The sequence below is a fragment of the Streptomyces sp. NPDC055955 genome (genome assembly GCF_042270245.1).
In the GTDB taxonomy this organism is placed as follows: Bacteria; Actinomycetota; Actinomycetes; order Streptomycetales; family Streptomycetaceae; genus Streptomyces.
In genome coordinates, this window is the sequence record NZ_JBHJYS010000030.1 from 81,299 (window position 1) to 99,243 (window position 17,945).

General features: G+C 72.2%; 15 protein-coding genes and 1 pseudogene. 11 read left to right on the plus strand and 5 right to left on the minus strand.

Annotated features, from left to right (window positions below; all coding sequences use genetic code 11):
* The first annotated feature begins 61 nt into the window (after positions 1-61).
* Complete coding sequence (locus ACFC96_RS40655) at positions 62-592, plus strand: DinB family protein (RefSeq protein ID WP_376264778.1); 531 nt, start codon at positions 62-64, stop codon at positions 590-592.
* Here the strand turns inward: ACFC96_RS40655 and ACFC96_RS40660 are convergent.
* The 3 genes from ACFC96_RS40660 to ACFC96_RS40670 all read right to left on the minus strand — a co-directional run bounded on the left by ACFC96_RS40660 (position 589) and on the right by ACFC96_RS40670 (position 4,184).
* Positions 589-1,704 (minus strand): winged helix DNA-binding domain-containing protein, encoded by a 1,116-nt coding sequence (locus tag ACFC96_RS40660; RefSeq protein WP_376617362.1) that lies wholly within the window; start codon positions 1,702-1,704, stop codon positions 589-591. The genes ACFC96_RS40655 and ACFC96_RS40660 overlap by 4 nt on opposite strands.
* Before the next feature lie 49 nt (positions 1,705-1,753).
* Positions 1,754-2,875, minus strand: coding sequence for an epoxide hydrolase family protein (locus ACFC96_RS40665; RefSeq protein WP_376264784.1), 1,122 nt, complete (start codon positions 2,873-2,875; stop codon positions 1,754-1,756).
* An 82-nt stretch (positions 2,876-2,957) separates the two neighbouring features.
* Positions 2,958-4,184 (minus strand): cytochrome P450, encoded by a 1,227-nt coding sequence (locus tag ACFC96_RS40670; protein ID WP_376264787.1) that lies wholly within the window; start codon positions 4,182-4,184, stop codon positions 2,958-2,960.
* Positions 4,185-4,346: 162 nt separating this feature from the next.
* On the opposite strand from ACFC96_RS40670, the gene ACFC96_RS40675 reads away from it, so the two are divergent.
* From ACFC96_RS40675 to ACFC96_RS40720, 10 genes and pseudogenes are all read left to right on the plus strand, one after another.
* Complete coding sequence (locus tag ACFC96_RS40675) at positions 4,347-5,393, plus strand: CaiB/BaiF CoA transferase family protein (RefSeq protein WP_376617364.1); 1,047 nt, start codon at positions 4,347-4,349, stop codon at positions 5,391-5,393.
* A gap of 117 nt (positions 5,394-5,510) precedes the next feature.
* A complete protein-coding gene (cimA, locus tag ACFC96_RS40680) occupies positions 5,511-7,148 on the plus strand; it encodes a citramalate synthase (protein WP_376617366.1) in 1,638 nt (545 codons plus the stop codon).
* Between the two features lie 59 nt (positions 7,149-7,207).
* The gene (locus ACFC96_RS40685) at positions 7,208-8,236 is read left to right on the plus strand and encodes a ketoacyl-ACP synthase III family protein (protein WP_376617368.1); all 1,029 of its coding nucleotides are present in this window, start codon (positions 7,208-7,210) and stop codon (positions 8,234-8,236) included.
* Between the two features lie 140 nt (positions 8,237-8,376).
* A complete protein-coding gene (locus ACFC96_RS40690; protein ID WP_376617370.1) occupies positions 8,377-9,369 on the plus strand; it encodes an aromatase/cyclase in 993 nt (330 codons plus the stop codon).
* Positions 9,356-9,988: an antibiotic biosynthesis monooxygenase gene (locus ACFC96_RS40695; RefSeq protein WP_376617372.1), complete on the plus strand. Its 633-nt coding sequence runs from the start codon at positions 9,356-9,358 to the stop codon at positions 9,986-9,988. Before ACFC96_RS40690 ends, ACFC96_RS40695 begins: the two co-directional genes overlap by 14 nt.
* A 118-nt stretch (positions 9,989-10,106) precedes the next feature.
* Positions 10,107-10,286, plus strand: a complete 180-nt coding sequence (locus ACFC96_RS40700; RefSeq protein WP_376264804.1) for an acyl-CoA carboxylase subunit epsilon — start codon at positions 10,107-10,109, stop codon at positions 10,284-10,286.
* Between the two features lie 128 nt (positions 10,287-10,414).
* Positions 10,415-12,160 (plus strand): fatty acyl-AMP ligase, encoded by a 1,746-nt coding sequence (locus ACFC96_RS40705; protein ID WP_376617374.1) that lies wholly within the window; start codon positions 10,415-10,417, stop codon positions 12,158-12,160.
* A complete protein-coding gene (locus ACFC96_RS40710) occupies positions 12,157-13,890 on the plus strand; it encodes an acyl-CoA dehydrogenase (protein WP_376617375.1) in 1,734 nt (577 codons plus the stop codon). The genes ACFC96_RS40705 and ACFC96_RS40710 overlap by 4 nt, the downstream gene beginning before the upstream one ends.
* 37 nt (positions 13,891-13,927) lie before the next feature.
* Complete coding sequence (locus ACFC96_RS40715; protein WP_376264813.1) at positions 13,928-15,178, plus strand: acyltransferase domain-containing protein; 1,251 nt, start codon at positions 13,928-13,930, stop codon at positions 15,176-15,178.
* A 370-nt stretch (positions 15,179-15,548) separates the two neighbouring features.
* A pseudogene (locus tag ACFC96_RS40720) lies at positions 15,549-15,884 on the plus strand (4'-phosphopantetheinyl transferase family protein); the annotation flags it as partial.
* Positions 15,885-16,013: 129 nt separating this feature from the next.
* On the opposite strand, the gene ACFC96_RS40725 reads toward ACFC96_RS40720, so the two are convergent.
* Together ACFC96_RS40725 and ACFC96_RS40730 are read right to left on the minus strand one after the other, a co-directional pair.
* On the minus strand, positions 16,014-16,628 hold the full coding sequence (locus tag ACFC96_RS40725; RefSeq protein WP_227297739.1) for a DNA-binding response regulator: 615 nt from the start codon (positions 16,626-16,628) through the stop codon (positions 16,014-16,016).
* 21 nt (positions 16,629-16,649) lie between these two features.
* Positions 16,650-17,861: a sensor histidine kinase gene (locus ACFC96_RS40730; RefSeq protein WP_376264816.1), complete on the minus strand. Its 1,212-nt coding sequence runs from the start codon at positions 17,859-17,861 to the stop codon at positions 16,650-16,652.
* Positions 17,862-17,945 lie beyond the last annotated feature (84 nt).

Here is a 17,945-nt window from a genome sequence, read left to right on the forward strand (position 1 = left end):
TCGCCGGCGTCGAACGGCGACGCACGAGCGCGAAGGGAAAGGCGGACCCGTGGTGAGGCCGGTGGCCGGAGAAGTGGACGAACGAGACCTGCTGGTGGCGGCGTGGGACGCCCAGCGACAGGCGCTGCGGCGCGCGGTCGACGGCCTGACCGACCAACAGGCACGCGACACCCCCAGCGCCAGCGAACTGTCCCTGGCGTCCCTCCTCAAGCACGCCGCCCTCGGGGAACCCCCCTGGACCCCCGTGCTGCACGGCGAGGGGGCGGACTGGAGCGACCGCGACGGCGCGGCGGAGTTCGAGGTCGGTCCCGAGGAGACCCTGGACGAGTTGCTGCGCGCCCACGCGGAAGTCGCCGCGCGCACCGACGACGTCGTACGGGCCCTGCCGGATCTGGACCGGACGGTCCCCATGCCGGTGACTCCCTGGGGGCCGACCGCGCCCCCGCGCCCGGTGCGGGCGATCCTGCTGGACCTGCTCGTGGAAGCGGCTCGGCACGCCGGACACGCCGACATCATCCGTGAGTCCATCGACGGCGCGACGGCGCCCAAACTGGCCGGGTACTCGGTTGATCCGGGCAGCGGCACGCCCTAACCGACGGCCTCGATCGTCACCTCGGTCCGTGGGCAGCCGGCCGCGGCGAAGGAGAGCAGCCGGGCGCCCTCCGCCTTCAGCTCCGTCCGTGCGCCGCGGCCGAGCGGGGACCAGGGTTCGACGACCAGCCGGGCCGTGTCCCGGTCCCGCTCGATACGCCACCGCCCGTGGACGAAACCGTCGACCAGGAACGTGGACCGGATGATCCCGTTCCTGGTGAACACGAGGCGGCGCTGTTCCTCGGTGAGGATCCTGGACCGGTCGGCGTGGGAGAGCAGGATGTTGTCGAACTCCGGCAGGAACCGCACCGGCACCGGGGTGCCGCCCGGGGGACGGGGCGCGTCCGGAAGGTCGTACAGCCGCTGCCCCCGTTCGTCTTGGAACACCTCCAGCCGGGGCCCGAGTCGCCTGACCACGGCGGCGAGACGGGTCATCCCCGACCAGGTCTGCATGTCCTTCACCGTGGCAGGCCCGAACGCCGCCAGATACCGCTCCACCAGCGTCTCCGGGTCGGCGGCCGGTTCGGCCGCCGCGCCCAGCCACGACTCGGCCGTCGTGTGCCGGGCCTGTCCGCTCTCGCCCCACAGTCCACGCGGCGGAACCTGGATCAGGGGCACCCGGTTGCGTACGGCGTTGGCGAGCGCGAAGGCGTCGTGCTCCGGCCACCGCCCGGCCAGAGCGGCCCCCAGCGCGCCCAGCGTCAGCGGCTCGTGCTCCACCAGCTTCCGGCCGCGCGCGCTCACCGCGTCGAGGTCCGCGCCCGCCAGCTTCCGTCCGAAGGTGCCGATCAGTGAGCGCTCCAGCGACTCACTCAGCACCGGCCGCAGCCGCAGGCAGTCCCGCGCGGACACGAGATGGATCGTGCCGCGCATGAGGACGATCCTGACCACCTGCCTGGCCCGCACCGCGGCTGCGAGCTCCTCGATCGTGAACCCCGCCAGGCGGGTCCACAGCCCGATGTACGGCGGATTCGGCGCCTGGGCCTGGAGGCCCACCAGATGCTCCACGGCCTCGACGGCCGTCAACGGCGAGCGTTCCAGCAGCAGCTGACGGGCCAGCAGCGCACGGTTGAGTGCCCTGCGGTCCAGGGTCTGCGGCTCCGGTGCGGCCATGCTCCTGCTCTCCTCGTTCCTCGGCTCGCGCGGACTCTGACCGTGTCGCTCAGCGCAAGGTACCGAAGAACGACCGCAGTTCGCCGACCAGCAGCTCGGGCTGCTCCAGCGCGGGGAAGTGACCGCCCTGCTCGTGGTCGGTCCAGCGGCGCAGGTCGGTGAAGCGGTGCTCGCACCAGGCGCGTGGCATCCGGGCGTCCTTGGGGAACACGGCGCAGGCGGTCGGCACGTCGACGCGCCCGAGGGCCATCTTGTTGTGGCTCTCCCAGTAGATCCGGGCTGACGAGGCACCGGTCCCGGCCAGCCAGGCGAGCGTCACCGCGTCGAGCAGCCGGTCGCGGGGGATGACCTTCTCCACGTCACCGCTGTGGTCGCTCCAGGCCCAGTACTTCTCGATCATCCAGGCCAGCTGTCCGACGGGCGAGTCCGCCAGACCGTACCCGAGCGTCTGCGGGCGGGTGGCCTGGAGGACGGAGTACGCGCCCTCGTCGGCCTGGAACTGCTTGAGCGCGGCGAGGCCGGCGAGATCCCGCTCGTCGAGCTCCACCTGCTCCTGCGGCGGCCGGGCGAAGGGCATCGCCAGATGGATGCCGATCAGCCGCTCGGCCTCGGTCTCGCCGAGGATGGCGGTGAGGAAGGAGCCCCAGTCGGTGCCGTGGGCGGCGAACCGTTCGTAGCCGAGCCGGCGCATCAGCTCGGACCAGGCGGCGGCGGTGCGCTCCACGGTCCAGCCGGTGGTCCGCGGCTTGTCGCTGAAGCCGAAGCCCGGCAGCGACGGGCAGACCACGTGGAAGGCGTCGGCCGGGTCCTCGGGGTCTGTGAGCGGGCCGATGATGTCCAGGAACTCCACGACGGAGCCCGGCCAGCCGTGGCTGAGCAGCAGCGGCGTCGCCTGCGGGTGCGCGGACCGCACGTGCAGGAAGTGGATGCCGAGCCCGTCGATCTCGGTGCGGAACTGCGGCAGGGCGTTCAGCCGGGCCTCGGTGGCTCGCCAGTCGTACGTGCTCTGCCAGTACGCGGCCAGATCCTGGAGGTAGCCCGCGGGCACCCCCTGCGACCAGTCGTCGACGGTCTCCTTCTCCGGCCAGCGCGTCCGGGAGAGCCGCTCGCGCAGATCGGCGAGATCCGTCTCGGCGAACTCGACACGGAACGGCGTCACTTCGGTGCTCATGCGTCCTCCTCCTGGGCTGCCGAGGCCGGGACTGCGGCGTCGGGCGTCACGCTGTGTACGGCGGCTCGGACTCCGGTGGACCTCACCACTTCACGGGCAGTTCCCACAGCCCGTAGATCACGGCCCCCTCCTTCCGGGGTATCTCCAGGAAGGGCTTGGCGAGTTCGAGGGTCGGGATGCGCTGGAACAGCTTGCTCCACACGATCTCCAGCTCCAGGCGGGCGAGGTCCGCGCCGATGCAGTGGTGCACTCCGTGCCCGAAGCCGAGGTGCTTGCGGCTGCCGCGGGTGATGTCGAGCTTCTCCGGCTCGGGGAAGACCTCCGGGTCACGGTTGGCCGCGAGACCGAGGCAGAGGATGCCGTCGCCCTTGCGGATGGTCTGGCCTCCGATCTCGATGTCCTCCAGGGCGACCCGCGGCACCGCGGTGTCACCGATCGTCGCGAACCGCACCAGTTCCTCGACGGCGGGCTTGACCAACGACGGGTCGGAGAGCAGGAGTTGCAGCTGGTCGGGGTTCTCCAGGAGGCAGGCGGTGCCCAGCGAGATCTGGCTGGCGGTGGTCTCGTGGCCGCCGTTCATCAGCAGCCGCACCATGTTGAACAGATCGCGGTCGGTGTACGACTCGCCGGACGCCTCGTAGTCGGCCATCGCCCGGCTCAGCAGGTCCTCGCCCGGCTCGCGCTTCTTCAGCTGGATGAGGTCGCTGACGTACGCGTTCACCTCGACGATCGCGGCCTGCCGCTCCTCGGTGGAGCTGTGGCCGCCGAGCAGCGCGGTGCCGTGCTTGATGAAGAACTCGTGCCGGTCCTGCGGTATCCCGAGGAGCTCGCAGATGACCGTCATCGGCACCGGCAGGGAGAACGCGTGGTGGAAGTCCACGACGGGCGTCATCGCGAGGAGCTTGTCGAGGTGGTCGTCGACGATCTCCTCGATCCGCGGCCGCAGCCTGCGCACCTGTCGGCTGGTGAACGTCAGGGCGGCCTTGCGGCGGGTGTCGCTGTGCTCCTTGCCGTCGTATCCGATGAACGACGTCTCGGTGCGGTACTCGGGCGGAGCGATGAAGTAGAAGGGGAAGTTGTCGTGCTTGCGGGACGCGCTGACCCGCGGGTCGGTGAGCAGACGGCGGATCGTCTCGTAACCGGCGACCGTCCAGATCCGCAGGCCGGATCCCTTCAGCGTGACCTGGGAGACGTCCTTCCCGACGATCTCCTCGTACTCCTTCGGGGGCGTGAACGGGCACTGCCGGGCGTAGGGAAAGGTCTTTGTCTCCGCCTCTGCGGCGCCCTGGTCCGTGGCACTGGTGGTCACAGTGGATCCTTCCTCCTGGGGGAGTTACCTCATGAAGAACCGGACAGTCAGCAGTTCCCGGAAGACGGTGCCAGCGCGCGCTCGGGCACAGGTGGAGTCGCCGCCGACCGCCGTCCAGGAGTGCTCGAGCGGGCCCCTGGCGCGGCTCCCTAGTCTCGCGGGATGGGCATAGCGACGACACAGGGCCGGCCCCGCGGGACCGGCCCGTTGAGCGGGCTGCGGGTGGTCGAACTGGCGGCGATAGGGCCGGTGCCCTTCGCCTGCATGATCCTTGCCGATCTCGGCGCCGAGGTGATCCGGGTCGACCGGGCCGACGGCCGGCGCTCCTTCGCGGAGTGGCACCGGGAGCTCGACCGGGGCCGCCGCCGCGTCGCCCTGGATCTGAAGAATCCGGACGACGTCGCGGAACTCCTGGGTCTGCTGGAGAGTTCGGACGTCCTGGTCGAGGGCTTCAGGCCGGGAGTGGCGGAGCGACTGGGCATCGGGCCCGAGGTGTGCCTGGCGCGCAACCCCGCGCTCGTCTACGCCCGGATGACGGGCTGGGGCCAGGACGGCCCGCTCGCCACGTCGCCCGGGCACGACATCAACTACCTCGCCCTGACCGGTGCCCTGGACGCGATCGGGGAGGCCGGCGGCCCGCCCGTCGTCCCGGTGAATCTTCTCGGGGACTTCGGGGGCGGCTCCATGTTCCTGCTCACCGGCGTCCTCGCGGCCCTGTACGAACGCGAGTCGACCGGGGCCGGCCGGGTCGTCGACGCCGCGATCGTGGACGGGGTCGGCGCGATGCTCGCCATGATGGTCGGGATGCGGTCGGCCGGACAGTGGCGGCACGAACGCGGTACGAACCTGCTCGACGGCGGCGCCCCCTTCTACACCTGTTACGCGTGCGCCGACGGAGGACACGTCGCGGTCGGGGCCCTGGAGGAGCGCTTCTACGCGGCGCTGCTCGACGGCCTCGGACTCGACGCGGCAGCGCTGCCCGACCGTGACGACCCCCGTAACTGGCCGGCTCTGCGCGGGACGTTCGCGCACCGCTTCGTCGGCCGGGGCCGGGACCACTGGGCACGGCTGTTCGAGGGAACCGAGGCGTGTGTGACACCGGTGCTGAGCGCCGCCGAGGCCGCCTCACATCCGCACCACCAGGCACGCGGCAGCGGACCCGCCACGGTGGCCCCGCGCTTCGGCCGCACTCCGGCGCAATTCCCCTGACCCCGGCGTCGGCCCCCGGTCCATCACCGCTCGAGCCGTTCTCCGGGCCACCGTCTGACGGTGGGTTCAGCATCCGGAGGCCGGTACCACCGGCGCACACAGGACAAGGGAGGGGCGATGGCCGAGCAGAGCTTCCAGCTCTACGACACGACCCTGCGCGACGGCGCCCAGCAGGAAGGCATGGTGCTGACGGTCGAGGACAAGCTCGCCGTCGCACGTGAACTCGACGGGCTCGGTGTGGGATTCATCGAGGGCGGCTGGCCCGGGGCCGTACCCCGGGACACCGAGTTCTTCCGCCGGGCCCGCACCGAACTCGACCTGAAGCACGCCGAGCTGGCCGCGTTCGGAGCCACCCGCAGGCCCGGCGTCCCCGCCCCCGTCGACCCGCAGGTGCGAGCCCTGCTCGCCGCCGAGACCCCCGTGGTGACCCTCGTCGCGAAGAGTCACACGGGCCATGTCCGCGACGCGTTGCGCACCACCCTCGCCGAGAACCTCTCCATGATCGGCGGAACGGTACGCCACCTGGTGCATGCAGGGCGACGGGTCTTCGTCGACGCGGAACACTACTTCGACGGCTACCAGCTCAACCGTGAGTACGCCCTCGCCGTGGTCCGTACCGCGGCCGAGGCCGGCGCCGAGACCGTCGTCCTGTGCGACACCAACGGCGGCTCGCTGCCCGACGAGGTGGCGGCCGTCGTCGCCGAGACCCGCGCCCTGACCGGCGTACAGCTCGGCATCCACTGCCACGACGACACCGGTTGCGCCGTCGCCAACACCATGGCGGCCGTGGACGCCGGCGCCGTCCAGGCCCAGGGCACCGCCCACGGCTACGGCGAACGGTGCGGCAACGCCGACCTGTTCACCGTCATCGCCAACCTCGTGCTCAAGCGCGGCCGCGAGGTCGTGCCGCTGGAACGCCTCGCGGGCCTGGCCGCGACCGGACGGGCCGTCGCCGAGCTGACCCAGCTCCCCGGCAGCGCCGCCGCGCCCTACATCGGCGCGTCGGCGTTCACGCACAAGGCCGGACTGCACGCCTCGGCCCTGCGCGTGGACCCCGATCTCTACCAGCACACCCGCCCGGCGCTGGTGGGCAACACGATGCGCACGCTCGTCTCCGACATGGGCGGTCGCTCCTCGATCGAGCTGAAGGCCCGCGAGCTGGGCTACGACGTCGAAGCGGGCTCCGACGAAGTGGCCCGTGCCGCCACCCGCGTCAAGGAACTGGAGAGCGTCGGCTACAGCTTCGAGTCCGCCGACGCCTCCTTCGAACTGCTGCTGCGCGAAGAGCTGGCGGGCGCCCCGCGGTCCCACCCGTTCGAGGTCGAGTCCTGGTCCGTCGGGGTCGTAGGGGCGCACGACGAAGAGGTCCGCACCGACGCCACCGTGCGCCTGTCCGTCCAGGGCCGGTCCATCACCGCGACCGGACACGGCAACGGCCCGGTCAACGCCCTGGACACCGCGCTGCACGCCGCCCTCGACCCCTGCTTCCCGGCCCTGGCCCGGCTCCGGCTCGTCGACTACCGGGTCCGCGTGCTCAGCGGCGAGACCGGCAGCAGTGCCAGCGCCCGCGTCCTCATCTCGTACCAGGACGGCGCCCGCCGCTGGGGCACTGTCGGTGTCGACGCCAACACCACCGCGGCCAGCTGGCAGGCGCTCCTCGACGCCGTGCACTACGTCCTGCTCGACGAGACGCCCGGCCGGGACGGGCCCACCGCACTCGGCGTCACCGAGCCGCTCGAACCGTTCCGCCTCTGACCCGCCGGACAGGCCCCGGCGAACGCACCGGCCGAGCCCCGACCCGACTTGGAGAGACAGTGCGTCTGGAAGACGTCTACATACGGGGGACCGCCACACGGCTTCCCGCTCGCCTCCCGCTCGCCGACGCGGTCGCCTCCGGGGCCTGCCCGCCGGGGACGGCCGCGGCCACCGGCATGGAGTCGGTGGCGTTCTCGCCCGACGAGTCGGCCGCCGAAATGGCCGCGGCCGCCGCGCGGACCGCCCTGAGCCGGGCCGGCAGCGACGGCGGTGACGTGGACCTGCTGCTGCACGCCGACACCTACCACCAGGGCCAGGACCTCTGGCCGGTCGCCTCGTACATCCAGCGCGAGGCGCTCGGCAACACCTGCCAGGCCGTCGAGATACGGCAGATGTCCAACGGCGGGCTCGCCGCGCTCGATCTGGCGGCCGCCTACCTCACCGCGGGCCACGGACACCGTGACGCCCTCCTCACCACCGCCGACCGCTTCTGCGCCCCGGGCATCGACCGCTGGAAGACCGACCCCGGCACGCCCTACGCCGACGGAGCCACCTCGCTGGTGCTCTCCCGGCGCGGCGGCTACGCCCGTCTCGTCTCGCTCGCCCTGCACGCGGACCCCGACCTGGAGCCGCTGCACCGCGGCGACGACCCGTTCACCAAGGCCCCGTTCGGCCACCGCATCCCCGTCGACTTCGAGGCGGCCAAGCGCGCCTTCGTGGGCCGTGCCGGAATGTCGTACGCCATCTCCCGGGCGCACAACGGCCAGCAGACGGTGATCAAACAGGCGCTCGCCGACGCCGGATCCGAACTCGCCCAGGCCGACTGGGTGGTCCTGCCGCACTTCGGCCGGCGGCGCCTGACGTCGATCTACTACAAGCCGTTCGGCATCGATCCCGCGCGCACCACCTGGGACTACAGCCGCACCGTCGGGCATCTCGGCGCGGGCGACCAGTTCGCCGGCCTGGACCATCTGACCGTCTCAGGGCGCGCGGCGCCGGGAGACCGGATCGTCCTGGTCAGCGTCGGCGCCGGGTACAGCTGGGGCTGCGCCGTGATCGACATGCTCGAACGGCCCCGCTTCGCCTAGGAGTTGTGCCGGACGGCGGCCCGGCGGCCCGTGTCCGCGCGGGACACCGCCCGACGTTCCACCGGTTCTCCAGTTTCGCTTGAGCACACCATGCCAACCTTGTGATCCGCCCTGCAGCGGACAGTCCGAAGGGAATTGCCGTGGCGCCGACCACCTCCACTTCCGAGACCGCAGCGCTCCACGTCGCCGAGCACTCCATCACCGTGGCCGCGTCCGCCGCCACCGTCTACGCGCTGGTGGCAGATGCCGCCGAGTGGCCGCAGGTGTTCGGCCCCACGGTGCACGTCGAGGTGCTCGAAGAGGCCCCCGCCGAAGGCGGCGAGCAGCTCCTGCGCATCTGGGCCGTCGCCGGCGACAAGGTGCGCACCTGGACCTCGCGCCGCGTCCTCGACCCGGCGGCCCGCACCATCACCTTCCGCCAGGTGGTGACGGCCGACCCCGTCGCCGAGATGGGCGGTGAGTGGCGCGTCCGGGAACTGGAGGACGGCACCACCCGCGTGACGCTGCTGCACGACTACCGTGCCGTGAACGGCGACCCGGCCGCCGAGGAGCTCATCGAGCAGGCCGTCGACCGCAACAGCCGCGCCGAACTGCTCGCCCTGAAGAACACCGCCGAGCTCGGCGACGCGCGCGAGGAACTCCACTTCACCTTCAGTGACTCCGAGACCGTCTTCGGCGCGGCCGGTGACGTCTTCGCCTTCCTGGACCGCGCCGACCTGTGGCCGCAGCGACTGCCGCACGTGGCCCGCCTCGACCTCACCGAGGACGAGGCCGGTGTCCAGCACATGGACATGGACACCGCGAGCCCCGACGGCTCGACCCACAACACCACCTCCGTCCGCGTCTGCTTCGAGGACCGCAAGGTCATCGTCTACAAGCAGCTCAGGGTGCCCGTCGCGATGAGCGGCCACACCGGACGCTGGGTCATCGAATCGCTGGGTGACGGCACCGTCCGGGCCACGTCCTGGCACACCGTGACCCTGGACCCGGGCGGCGTGCGCACCGCACTGGGCCCGCAGGCCACGCTCGCCGACGCCCGCGCGCTGGTGCGCAAGGCGCTCGGGACCAACAGCTCCACCACCTTGCGCCACGCCAAGCAGTTCGCGGAGGAACAAGCACGTGCACAGTCGTAGTCAGGACACACCGCTCACCGTGGTCAACCGGTTCGAGGTCAAGGGCGACACCGCCTGGTTCGAGCGTGAGTTCCGCGATCACTCCCAGTACCTGCGCAGACGCGAGGGCTTCGACTTCCTGGTGACCGTCCAGCTGGTCGAACGGCCCGACGTGTACGTCCACCTCGGGCACTGGCGGACCATGCGGGGCTTCCTCGACACGGTCCACGACGACACCTTCCAGGCCCACGTCAAGAAACTCGGTCCGTTCGTCGACACCGAGGTGGACCAGGCCGTGAGCGTGGGGCGGGTGCTCAAGGAGAACGCCGTCGTGGGAGCCCGCAACGTCATCCTGACCCGGGCCAGAACCCTCGGCGCGACGTCGTCCTCGTTCGAGCGGCTCTTCGCCGAGACCAGCGAGCACTTCGGCCGGCTCGGCGGCTTCGGCGGCAGCGACCTGCTGCGCTCGACGCTCCGCCCCGACACCTACACGGGCATCCAGTGGTGGCGGGGCACCGAGGACTGCGAGCGGGCCCTGGCCGACCCGGGTCACCGTTCGCAGGCCGAACAGCTGCGCCGCGTCGCCGACATCGAGGTGGAGCGGACCCGGCACGTGGCGTACGAGCGCGTCGTCGCCTGACGCGCCCGCCGTTCCACCCGCACCGGAGCCGAGGGCCATCAGGTCCTCGGCTCCGGCGCGTCCGGGGCGCGAGCCCGCTTCGAGCGGGTGGGCGCAGGCTGTCCTCATGGTGAACCAGATGCGTATCACTGTGGTCCGCGGCCGGCCCGACGAGGCCGAACTGGCGGCCGTGACCGCCGTGTTGCTCGCCCTCGTGCGACGCGCGGGCGAGCCCGACGACCAGGCCGAGGCCGCGTACGCGGGCTGGACCGTCAAGGGCGGCGGCCACGGCCTCGGGGCCGTCGGGAACGCGCCGTGAACGCGAGTTCGCCGTACATCCACCGGCGAGGCGGAGGATCCCCTCAGGGGCACCCTGCCGTCCCGCCGACAGCAGAGCCGGGCGCCGGCCGTCCCCGGGGACGGCGTCACGGCAGGGGAGGGGGAGACGTGAACGGTCAGCGGACCTTTACGGAGCACATCCAGGACCGGGCGGCCAGGACGCCGGACCGGGAGGCGTTGATCCTCCTCACCGAGCACGACGGCACCCTGAGGCCCGAGACGATCACCTACGGCGAACTCGACCGCTCGGCCCGCAACCTGGCGTCCGTGCTCGCCCGGCACGTCGGCCCGGGGGACCGGGTGCTGATCGCCCAGCGCTCGCGCGCGCTCTTCGTCACCAGCTTCCTCGCCTGCCTGTACTCGGGGGTGATCGCCGTCCCCGTCGCCCCGAGCGGCGGGCGCGGTCACCACGACGACCGCCTCGCCGGGATCGTCAAGGAAGCCGCCGCGGCCTGTGTGCTCACGTCCACCACGGAGGCGCCCGACGTCTCCCAGCTGCTCGCCCGCACCGGACACGGCGACGTCGTCTGCCTGCCGGCCGACGGCCCCGCCGCGCGCGCCGGCGCCGGACCGCGGGAGCCCTTCGTGCCCGGCCCCGACACGGTCGCCTACCTCCAGTACACCTCCGGCTCGACCCGCGACCCGCGCGGCGTGATCGTCACCCATCGGAGCCTGCTCGCCAACCAGCGCGCCATCCAGGAAGCACTCGGAACCCGCCCCGGCACACGGCTCGGCGGCTGGCTTCCGCTGCACCACGACATGGGCCTCGTCGGCCAGTTGCTGCACGCCCTGTGGCTCGGCGGCACCGCCGTCCTGCTGACCCCCACGGCGTTCGTCAAGCGCCCGGCGAACTGGCTCGAGACCGTCTCGCGGTACGGCCTGACCGTCAGCGCCGCCCCCGACTTCGCCTACGAGATGTGCGTGCGCCGCGTCAACGACGCCCAGATCGCGGGCCTCGACCTGTCCGGCTGGGAGACCGCGGTCAACGGGGGCGAGCCCATAGACCCCGCGACACTGGAGGCGTTCGCCGAACGGTTCGCCCCCGCCGGGCTGCGCCCCGGTGCCCTGACGCCCTGCTACGGCCTGGCCGAGGCCACCCTCATCGTCTCCGGCACGCGCACCGCCCCGGCCCCGGCCGGGCGCGCCGTGGACGCGGCCGCACTGGAGAGCGGCCGGCTGGCCGATCCCGTCGGCGCGGACCGCACCGTCACCCACTGCGGCCCGCCCGCCTCCGCCGACGTACGCATCGTGGACCCGGACACCCGCGCCGAGGTGCCCGACGGCCGGATCGGCGAGATCTGGGTCCGCGGCGAGAGCGTCGGACCCGGCTACTGGGCCCGCCCCGCCGAGACCGCCGCGGCGTTCGGCTGCCGGATCAGCGGCGGCGGCAGCGGCTTCCTGCGCACCGGCGACCTCGGCGCACTCCGCGACGGCCTGCTCCATGTCACCGGCCGGCTCAAGGACATGATCGTCATCGCCGGACGCAACCTCTATCCACAGGACCTGGAGCGCACGGTGCAGCAGGTCAGCGGCCTCTTCGGCGCCGCCACCGCCTTCGCGCTCCCCGGCGTGAGGGAACGGGTCGTCATCATCCAGGAGCTGCGCTCCGGCAGCCGCTACGACATCGACCTCGCCGGGCTCGCGGCCGCCGTCCAGCAGCGGATCAGCGAGGAGTACGAGATACGGACCGCCGGCGTCGTGCTGGTCCGGCCGGGCACGGTCCGCCGCACCACGAGCGGCAAGGTGGAGCGGGCGGCCATGCGACGGCTCTTCCTGCGCGGCGAACTCACCCCGCTGCACCAGCGGATGGAACCCGAGGTGGAACAGCTGACGGCGGCTGGGGGGCGGCGATGACGACGGCAGAGGACCGGATCGATGCCCTGGAGCTGGCGTTCGGCTCCCTCGACGACCCGGACAACCCGCTCGGCGCCGCCGCCCTGCTCGCCGCCGACGCGGCCGGCGCGGTGCTGCCGGAGGCCGAACAGGTCCTTGACGCCTTCGGTCTCAACGCCGAGTTCGTGCCCGCCGACGTCGGGGGCAGGCTCGAACGGATGGACCTGCTGGGCCGGCTCCTGCGCCCGGTGTTCCGCCGGGACGCCTCCCTCGGTTTCGGCTACGGCCTCAACTGCTTCTTCGCCGCCACCCCGGTGTGGACCGCGGGCGACGACGCGCAGCGCCGCCTCGCCGCCCGGCTGCTCCTGAGCGGCCGTCGCCTCGCCGTGGCCCGCCACGAGGTCGCCCACGGGAACGACTTCGTCCGTGACGAGTTCGCCGCACGGACGGTCCCGGACGGCCTGGTCATCGACGGCAGCAAGTCCGCCATCGCCAACGCCTCACGCGCCACCGGCCTGGTCGTCTTCGCCCGCACCGACGGGGCCGCCCGCGGGCGCAGCCACACCGTCCTGCTGCTCGACCGCGACGAGCTGCCCCCCGGCTCCGTGGAGACCCTGGCCCGCCGCACGACGACCGGGATGCGCAGCGCCGAGTTCGGCGGACTGCGGATCACCGACTGCCTCGTCCCGCGCAGCGCCGTCCTCGGGGACGTCGGTGACGGCTACGAGCTGTCGCTGCGCTCCTCCCTGCTCATCCGTGGCCTCATCCCGTCCATCGTGCTCGCGGGCGCCGACACCGCGCTGCGCACAGTGGCCCGCTTCGCCCACCGCAGCCGGGACGACGGCCGTTCGTCCCTCGACGTGCGGCACGTGCGGGACGTGCTCACCGGCGGCTTCCTCGACCTGCTGATCATCGACTGCCTCGCCCTGGTCGCGACCCGGGCACTGCACCTGCTGCCGCGGCAGATGAGCGCCTACGCGGCGGCCGCCGCCTATCTCGCCCCGAAGCTCGTGGCCGAGAGCCTGAACGAGATGTCGTCGGTCCTCGGTGAGGAGACGTTCGCCGAGGACGGCGCGTACGCGATGTTCCAGAAGCAGCGGCGCGACCTGCCGGTCACGGCCCTGGGACACGCGGGCAGCGCGGGCCGCCAGGTCAGCATCCTGCCCCAACTCCCGTACTTCGCGCGGCACGCCTGGTTCGCCGACCCCGAGCCGCCCTCGGACCTGTTCCGGCCGGACCGCCCGCTGCCGCCGCTGGACCTGTCCCAGCCCGCGCTGCTCGGCGACGGCGACCCGCTCGCCGCGACCCTGGTCGCCTGCACCGACCTCCTCGAGGCCGCGGAACCGCGGGACGAGACCGGCCTGGGCGGCCCGGCCCTGCGCTTTTTGACCCGAGTCCTCACCGGTGAACTCGCCGAGCTGAAGAAGGCGTTCGAGAAGGTCGCGGAGGGCGACCGCGAGGCCCTGTCCAGCCCGCAGAGCTTCGGCCTCTCCGACCGGTACACCCTGGTCCTCGCGGCGGCGGCCTGCCTCGGCGTGTGGCGCGAGCAGCGCTCCGCCGCCCACGGCCACGCCGACGCGTTCCTCGCCGCCCCCGCCTGGGTCACCGTGGTCCTCTACCGGCTGGTCGCCCGGCTCGGGCTGCCGCTGCCCGACCGGCCCGTCGAACCGGAACGGCTGGTGCTCGCCGAGGTCGTCGCGCGGCTGCAGGACCGGCGCAGCTACGACCTCTACGCCTCGCCGCTCGCCTGACCATCGCCTCACCCCCCGCCCGACAGGGAGCACACCCATGCAGGAGCAGTCCCCCAGCGCCCAGGAAGACTTCGCTGTCGCCCACCGCGAATGGCTGACCGAGAGGGTCGCCCACTATCTGGGCCACCCCGTCGACGACACCGCACGGCTGACCGAGGAGGGCCTCGACTCGGTGGCGGTGCTCAGCCTCTACGGAGACATCAACGAGGAGTTCGGCCCGCTGATCGAACCGGACGACATCTGGGCGTTCCCCACCGTGCGCCAGCTCGCGAACCTGCTGGTGATGCGTGACGCGGGCCGGCGCGCCGGCCAGGTCAGGGCCGCGTTCGTCTTCACCGGCCAGGGCTCCCAGCACCCCGGGATGACCTCCGGTCTCTATCTGAACTCCACCGGGTACCGCGCCTTCCTCGACGAGGCCGACGAGGCGATCCGCCCGTGGATCAGGCGGTCCGTGGTGGAGCTGATCCTCTCCGACGACCCGCGCATCCACCGCACCGCGCTCACCCAGCCCGCCCTGTTCGCCGTCGAGTACGCCCTGGCCCGGACCCTGGAGGAGGCCGGGGTGCGCCCGGCGGCCGTCCTCGGTCACGGAGTGGGGGAGTTCGCCGCCGCCACGATCGCCGGCGCGCTGACCCTCGCCGACGCCGCGAAACTGGTGTCCATGCGCGGCGCCTTCATGCAGTACCTGCCGCCGGGCGGCGGCATGATGGCCGTCTGCATCACCCCGTACGAGGCCGCCGAACTGGTCGGTGCCGAACCGGCCGTGGGCATCAGCGCCATCAACGCCGCCAAGGCGATCGTGCTCTCCGGTGACCGCAGCGCGCTGAACCGCATCGAGGCCCGCCTCGCCGAGCGCGGCATCCGCTGCCGCCACCTGGCCGTCTCGCACGCCTTCCACTCGCCGCTGATGGCGCCGGTGGTCCCCAAGTTCGAGGCCGTCGTGCGCAAGATGCCCGGCGGCACCGCCCAGGTGCCGTTCTACTCGACGGTCTACGGCCGGCTCGCCACCGAGCCGCTCTACGCGCCGTACTGGACGGAGCAGATCACCGCCCCCGTCCGGTTCGCCGACGCGGCGCGCAGCCTGCTCGCCCAGCAGGCGCCGACCCACGTCGTGGAGATCGGACCGCAGGCGGTCCTCACGCCGTATCTGCGGCGGATGGGCGGCGGCCTGCGCGGGCCCGCCTGCATCCCGGTGTGCCAGGGTCCGGCGAGCGACGCCGTCGACCTGGCGGGTGTCATCTCGGCGCTCGACGCGGGACCGCTGGCCGCGGCCCTGCCCGGAGCCTGAGGTGGGGGAGCGGGTGGGACGCCCGTTGCCCGCGCCGGGGCCCGCCGGACCGTGGGGCGACGTCCACGGCGAACTGAGCCGCACCGGCAGCGTCGTGCTCTACGCGTCGATGCCCGACTGGCGGCCCGGAGACGGCACGGAAGCCGAGCTGCGCCGTCGCCTGGGACGCGACTGGCGGCGCTACGAGAGCCTCGACCGGCCCCGCGCGCGGGAACGGTTCGTGGCCTCCCGGCTGCTGCTGCGCTATTCGGCGGCCGCGGTCCTGCGCACCGCCCCCGACCTGGTCGACCTGGCCTACCAGCCGGGCGGGCGCCCCTACGTCCGGGGCTGCGACCAGATCGATGTGAGCCTGAGTCACACCGACGAGATGATGGTCGTGGGGATCACGCGCCGGGGCCGGATCGGCGTGGACGTGGAACGGGCGGACCGGCGACTCGCCCACACCGGCTCGGAGCGCCAGGCGTGCACGCCCTACGAGAAGGCGTGCCTGGACGCGGGTGGCGAACAGGCACGCAACGACACCATGGTGCAGCTGTGGACGCTCAAGGAGGCGTACAGCAAGGCGGTGGGGCAGGGACTGCGCTTCCGCTTCACCGAGTTCGGCTTCGCGCTGGACGACGGGGAGCCCCGGCTGACCAGACCCGACGGCTCCCGGGTACCCGGCGGCGAGTGGCAGTTCGGCACGTACCCCGCCGGGGCGGGGTACGTGCTGAGCGTCGCCGTGTGTGACGCGGGCTTCGGTGAGCTCGCCGACCTGTCCGTCGGGACGACGCTGGACGACGGCATGTTCGACGCGTTGCTCGGCGCGCCCGGTCCGGCCCGGGGCCCGGGTCCGTCAGGGCAGCCAGCCGGCCTCCTCGGCGATGCGGATGGCGTCGATGCGGTTGCGCGCGCCCAGCTTGCCGACGATGGCCGTGAGGTAGTTGCGGACCGTGCCCTTGGAGAGATAGAGGCAGCCGGCGATCTCGGCGGCTTCGGCGCCGCGGGCGGCTAGGCGCAGGACCTCCAGCTCACGCGGCGACAGCGGATTCTCCGGAGAGTCCCAGGCGGACAGCGCGAGCTGGGGGTCCACGACCCGCCGCCCCGTCGCCACCGACCGTACGGCGAGGGCGAGTTGGCTCGGTGGCGAGTCCTTGAGGAGGAAGCCGGAGACCTGGGCGGACAGGGCGCGCCGCAGGGTGCCCGGACGTCCGAGCGAGGTGAGGATCAGCGTGCGGCAGCTGGGCAGCCGTTCATGGAGCTCGGCTGCCGCGGTCAGCCCGTCGATGCCGGGCAGATCGATGTCGATCACGGCGACGTCGGGCTTGGACTCGAGTGCGGCCGCGACGATCGTGTCGCCGCGGTCGACGGTGGACACCACGTGCAGATCCGGCTCCAGTTGGAGCAGCGCCACGAGTGCGCCCTGGATCATGTGAACATCCTCGGCGAGGAGGATCCTGACGGACAACATCTTTACCCCCGGTGAGATGTGTCAGGCTACGGCGGTTCTCTCCGGGCGCGTCGGCTCGAACACCAGCAGCTCGTTCTCGTCATGACCTGTGGGCCTGAGCGGTGCCCAGACCTCCAGATGGAATCGGCCGTCCTCCCGCAGCCCCGCGGAGAGCCCTCCGCCGATGGCGGCGAACCGGCACCGCAGATTGTCCAGGCCCGTGCCGCCCGAGCGGGCCGAGACGAGGTCGCTCGGTGTGTGCGGATTGTCGTTCGTCAGGCCGAGCCGGACCGTTTCCTCTTCAACCTCCGCCTTGATGGTGCAGACGCGTACCTGACTGTGCCTGAGGATGTTGGTGACCCCTTCCCGCAGTGCGGTGGCGAGCACGGTGTCGACCACCGGATGCAGCCGCCCGCACTCCACCTCGACCTCGGCACGGATGTCGGCGGCGCAGAGCACCGTCCCCGTGGACTCCGCCTCCTCGATGAGTGACATGTTGCGGTACCCGCTGGACACCAGCCGTACGTCGGCCAGGGCCTGCCGCGCCACCTGGAGGACCGAGTCGGTCTCCTGGCGGGCCTTGTCCGGGCGGGTGCTGATCAGGCGCTGGATCAGCTCACCCTTGAGCGTGATCGCGGAGAGGCTGTACCCGAGCAGGTCGTGCAGGTCCCGGGCGAACCGCAGGCGTTCCTGCGCGACGGCCATCCGGGCCAGCTCCTCACGGTTCTCGTGCACCTCGCTGACCAGGTCGGTGAGCCGGGTCAGGCCGTAGATGACGAGGCCGGTGAGGGTGCTGGCGATGGTGAAGTAGAGGATCAGGTCGACCGATGCCCCCGCCAGCACGTTGTACACCGGGATGAAGGCGATCAGCAGCCCGTAGCTCGGCCAGGCGAACCGGGCCGGCAGCGTCAGCAGCAGCGAGGCGGCCAACGGACCTTCCATGCTGCCCCAGCTGACGCTGAACCAGGCGAGAGGCGCGAAGGTGAGCACCGCCTGGAGGAGCAGGACGAGCGCCTTGCGCCGGGTCGGCCACCGGCGGGCCTGCGGCGAGGAGACCGCCAACTGCGTGCCGAACAGCGCCAGTACGAGTACGACGCACAGGACGAGCTCTCCCGTTCCGGGCCGTGTCCGCACCACGTTCAGTACGGTCATCGTGGCGTAGCAGGCCAGGGCGGCGACGATGATCGCTTGAGCCAGCCGCGGGGCCGGCGCCTGGGAACGTGGTGAGAACGGAGCGACGTCCCTCGTCGGCATTGCCGCCTCCTCGCGAAGGATCAGTGTGGGCGGACGCATGCTATGTCGATTCGCTGGCTCCGAGCCAGCGAATCGAACCGACGG